Source organism: Pseudomonas protegens, assembly GCF_003732485.1.
Lineage (GTDB): Bacteria > Pseudomonadota > Gammaproteobacteria > Pseudomonadales > Pseudomonadaceae > Aquipseudomonas > Aquipseudomonas protegens_B.
The window spans coordinates 44,596-49,405 of record NZ_MOAK01000091.1 but is presented as its reverse complement, the minus strand read 5'-3'; the positions used below and the strand labels follow the sequence as shown (position 1 = coordinate 49,405).

Here is a 4,810-nt window from a genome sequence, read left to right as displayed (position 1 = left end):
CCTTGGTGATCTTCACCGGTTTGTGTACCCGCTGGCCGGTGGGCTGACCGGACTGCGGGTCGCGAGGGATGATCACTTCATGGCTGAAGCCCTGGACCATGACTTGATCTTCGTGACCTTCCTGGTAGGTGTTGCCAACGGAGTCAGCGGTGAAGGCACCGGCGGTGATCAGACCTTGTTTGGTACCGGTGACGGACATGTACGCTGGGGTTGCCATTGTTGCTCTCCTTGCTTGGATATACGGAAAAACCGGGGCCTGAATGGCCGGCCGGGCTTCATGGATCTTTCAAGAGTCATGCCATCTTTCCAATAACCCTTGCCAATCAATCACTTGATAGAAATCCAAGGTTCAACAGGCTGTTTCCGGCCTGATTTCCTAAAGAAAGTGCGCAAGAAGTTGCGCAGTACTGCGCAACTTCTTGCCCACTCCTCTGTACAGCCCTGTCCGTCATGCCTACAGCCATGTACCCACAGGTTTATCCACATTGGAGTGCGCAACTTCTTGCGCATCAAGGCAAAAAGCCACCATAGGCAATAAGCGCTCTTGAACCGGCAACAAAAAAGGCAGGAGTCCCCCCCGCTGCTCGCTGGCTATCTTCTGCACCGCGACATCCAGCGCGATATCCAGGACGGTTGCGTACCCATCGCCTCACGCAGTGCCTGAAGGCCGCCGCTACGCTCCTCCACATTGAAGGACAGCGCCGATCGCAGGGCGGGCCAGCAATGCCCGGGAAGATGCTTTGGCACCTGCAGCGTGCGCTCCAGTCGCTCATCACGCGCCCGGGTCGACGGCAAGCCACGGAAGGGATGCTTGCCACAGGCCAGCTCAAAGATCACGCAAGCGACGGCGTACAGATCGGCAGCGGCCGACAGGACACCGCCCTCCAGCAATTCCGGGGCAGCGTAGCCCAGCGTCCAGGCGTTGAAGCGAGTGCGGCTCAGGTGAGGCAGGCCGGACAAGACGCCTGCCTCGGCCTGACCCAGGCCGAAGTCGAACAGGCGCACGCCCTCTTCGCCGAGCATCACGTTGCTCGGCTTCAGATCCCCATGCAGCACGCCGCGCCCGTGGCTGTAGGCCAGGGCATCAAGCAGCGGTACGACCACTTCCTGCAAGGCTGTCCACGGCAGGCCCGTCGGGTGCTCGCAGAGCAGCTTGTCCAGCGTCAGCCCGCGCATCAGTTCCATGGTGATGAATGCACACTGGCATTGGGCATCCACTTCAAAGCTGTGCAAGCGCACGATGTTCGGGTGGCGCAATCGTCGCGTCAGGGCGAACTCGCTATAAAGCACCAGGCCCGCATCCGGCGACTCGGAAAACTCCTCGCTCAACACCTTGAGGGCGATGTAGGGATCGGGGTCGCCAAACTGTTCATGCAGCAGGTCACGCGCGCGATAAACCGTGCCCATGCCTCCAGCACCGAGCAGCCGCTCAAGACGATAGCGACCCGCCAGCAATACCGGCAGCGGGCCTAACGGCGCAGATGCCGCAGGCTTGGGTTTACAACGCTTTCTGCCCCGGTGTCGACCCTTGCCCCTGGGGCGCGCCACGGCAGGCGGAGCGGGTTGCGGTTTGACGAAGGCAAAGTAGGTCAGGTTGCCGGCCTCAGCCTCGCTGGCCAGGATGCGCTGCATATCGGGCTTCATATCCGTCATTGGCGGATCACCACGGCCGTCAGGTTGTCTCTGGCTGCGCCGCGCAATGCCCCTTCAAACAAGCGCTCCAGGGCAACCCGGGGCGACGCCAGGCTCAGGGCCCGGCCCAAGGCATCCCCGCTAAGTCCTTGGTAAAGACCATCGCTGCACAGCAGGAAAACATCGCCCGCATAGACTTCGAACTCCAGCACATCCAGGGCCAACCGCTCGCTGGCGCCCACCGCGCGAGTCAGGGCATTGGCATCGGGATGGGCACTGGCCTGCTCCGGGCTCATCCGTTGTTCGTCCACCAGCTGCTGCATCAGCGAATGATCCTTGGACAGTTGATACAGGCACTGCCCACGCCACAGGTAACAGCGGCTGTCACCGGCCCAGATGCAGGCAGCGCGGTTGCCCTGCAGCAACAGCGCCACCACGGTACTGCCAACAATGCTGTCATGCCGTCCCGCACTGAGCGTCAACTCCTGGCCAAGGCGCCGGTTGAGCCAGTGCAGGCATTGGCGCAACTCATTGAGCCGCCCATCGAAACTGTCATGCAGCGACAGCTCCGCCAGACTGGCGACTATCAGCTGGCTGGCAACATCACCGCACTGGTGACCGCCCATGCCATCGGCGACCACCCAGAGCCCCTGCTCCGGGCAATCGAGAAAGGCATCCTCATTGCGCCGCCGCACCTTGCCCGGATCGGTGCGCGCGGCGCTGCGCCAGGTACTGGCAACCGACATCAGAGCTGCGCCGGCATACGGAATGAGCGCAGCACGCCCATGTCGAACGGATTCGGCGTGCGCTGGCTCAGCAGCAGATAGTTGGCACGCAAGCCACCCAGCTCGGCCTTGAGCACCAGCACATCGCGACCGGTCAGGTACTCGGTCTGCATCAGGTCCAGCAGGCGGAACAACGACCAGGGCCCGGTGTTCTTCTCGATACCGATCGGCCGGCCGACCATCTTGTCCAAGACCAGGCTGGCACGGCCCTCTTCAGCATCGGTAGGCCACTTGAAGGACATCGGCACAATGGGGCCGTGCCGGTATTCCAGTTGCCGGTTGCCAAAACGGAACTCGGCACGACTCACCGCCGGATCGAGGGTGTAGGGCTCTAGCCTGAACTGCACCTGGGGCTCGGCCGGGTTCTCTGCGAAGAATCCCTGGCGAATCACCTGCGCGGCGACCATCTGCTCAAGGTAGGCCTTGTTGATCGGCAGGCTTTGGCCGTCGATGCTGCGCAGGCGGTAGCTGCCAGGATCACCACTGACGAAAGGCCGTATGTAAGTGTCGAAGAAACGCTCGGCGATGCCCTGAGCCTTGAAGAACTCGCGAAAATCGTTGACCGCCACATCGCTGGCGCTGTGGGCGTTGAACGGATAGCGCTTGCTGATCGCCTTACCGTAGAAGCTGTACAGCTCGCTCTGGTATCGCTGGTTGAGGTACTGGTAGGAATCGTTGAGCACCAGGCGCCAGGCGTCCTCGGCCAGCGTGTTGAACCACAGGTTCACCGGACGCGGCAGGCGCGCCGAGGCATTGCGCAGACTGCTCAGGGCATCGCGCTGACCGCTCATGCGCGCCTTGGCCATTTCAAATGCGGCCTGATCAGGCTGGCTGGCCCGCGCCAGGCTGGACAACTGCAACTGCAGGTCGTTGAGTGCCAGCAACGCCGGGGTCAGGTCCGCCGCCGGGCCGTTGTTGTCATCCAGCAACCGGTGCAGCGGTTCGAAGCGACGTTGCAGCGCCTTCTTCGCCGTATCCGGCAGGCTCTTGGCCAGGGCCTGCCGGGCCTTCCCCGCTGCGGCGACCAGTCCCTTGCCCGGCACATCCGTTGGTCCATCCCCCTGCTCCGCCTTGCCGGCCTGCGCCGCCACCTCGTCGGCAGCCTCGACCATGCTCTGGAAGCGGGTGTTCTCCCGTATCTCCACCAGCAATTGCAAGAGCGGCGAGTTGGCCGCGGTCAGACCGGCCAGTTGTTCGGCCCCATCGCCGGCATCGTTGAACGGCGGCAGGCTGACCCGGCCCAGGGCTTCGCTCCAGTGGTTGGCATAGTCGCGAAAGTACAGTTGCTCCAGCTCGACCATCAGCCGCCGCAGATCCATGCCACTGATTCCCGAGCCTTCGCCCAGCACCCAGTTGTCACGCAGGATATCGGTGACCAGCGCCGTGCCCTGGATCGAAAAGTACTGCTGATAACCCTGCTGGGTATAAAAACCGGGGATCACATAGTCAGTGCCGACAAACAGGCTGCCTTGTGGCCCCAGGTGCTGGCTCAGACGGTATTGCGGCAAGCTGCGAGCCTGTTCGCGCAGGACCCGGTAGACCACGTTGGCCAACGACTCACTGCGCAACACCTGACGGGCCTGGCTCACCAGTGCATCGTTGAGCGGATAACTGAACGGCAATTCGAGCAAGCGCTCGAAGTGCCCATTCAGACCGTTCTGCAAGGCGCTGTTGCCGGCGTAACGGCTCGACCACTCTCGAGCCACCCAGTCCTTGAGCAAGGATGGATCACGGCGATCCTGCAGGTTCAGCATCAGATAGGCGCGCAAGCTGTTGAGCAGGCGTTCGCGATCGCGCAGGTTGGCGCGAACCTGCCCTTCGAGCATCTGCGCAACCCTTGGCAGCAGTTGCTCCTGCAACTCACGCTCGTATGCACGCAAGAGCACCGGGCGGCTGGCATCGCCTTGATACAGCCCGACCCGTTCATGCAGCGGCGCCTCGCCCTGGGGCACAAAGACCTGGGTGGCCGCAAAGCGAGTGTCGAGGGGTTTGAGCAGGGCCCGCGCTTCATCCCGCGCACTCAGGGCCGACCGTTGTTCACTCCAGCTCTGTGCCAGTGAGCGCAATTGCTCCAGGCGCCCGTGGTTGGCCGAGAAACTCCCCGCCCACAGCATGCCAAACACTGCCAGGGCCGCCAGGGCGCCCACGTACAGGGCGCGCTGGCCCCAGTGAATACGTCGGCGTTCACGCTGGTCCAGGCCGGCCAGGTCGGCCTCGGGGAAAATCACCCGGCTCAACAGGTGGTGAATAAAACGCGAGCGACCGCTGCGCAGGGTCGGCAGGACGGCGGCCGACATGCCCAGGCTCGCACCGATACTGGCAGTGTCCTGATCGAGCTCTTCGACCAGGTGCGGCGCACTGGTCAGGTAGAAGCCCCGCAGCTGGCTGGGGCG

The 4,810-nt window shown here is 63.0% G+C and carries 4 protein-coding genes; all 4 read right to left on the bottom strand.

What is annotated here, in order from left to right:
* Positions 1-217 (bottom strand): type VI secretion system tube protein TssD (gene tssD, locus BLX41_RS32455; protein ID WP_123727997.1); only part of this gene is annotated, 217 nt, incomplete at its 3' end.
* A 374-nt stretch (positions 218-591) separates the two neighbouring features.
* Positions 592-1,653 carry a serine/threonine-protein kinase gene (locus BLX41_RS32450; RefSeq protein WP_123728162.1) on the bottom strand — a complete coding sequence of 354 codons (1,062 nt, stop codon included), beginning with the start codon at positions 1,651-1,653 and terminating at the stop codon, positions 592-594.
* The gene (locus BLX41_RS32445) at positions 1,650-2,378 is read right to left on the bottom strand and encodes a PP2C family protein-serine/threonine phosphatase (protein ID WP_123728161.1); all 729 of its coding nucleotides are present in this window, start codon (positions 2,376-2,378) and stop codon (positions 1,650-1,652) included. The genes BLX41_RS32450 and BLX41_RS32445 overlap by 4 nt, the downstream gene beginning before the upstream one ends.
* A partial coding sequence (gene tssM, locus BLX41_RS32440; protein WP_259745489.1) for a type VI secretion system membrane subunit TssM occupies positions 2,378-4,810 on the bottom strand: 2,433 nt, incomplete at its 5' end. The genes tssM and BLX41_RS32445, both read right to left, overlap by 1 nt.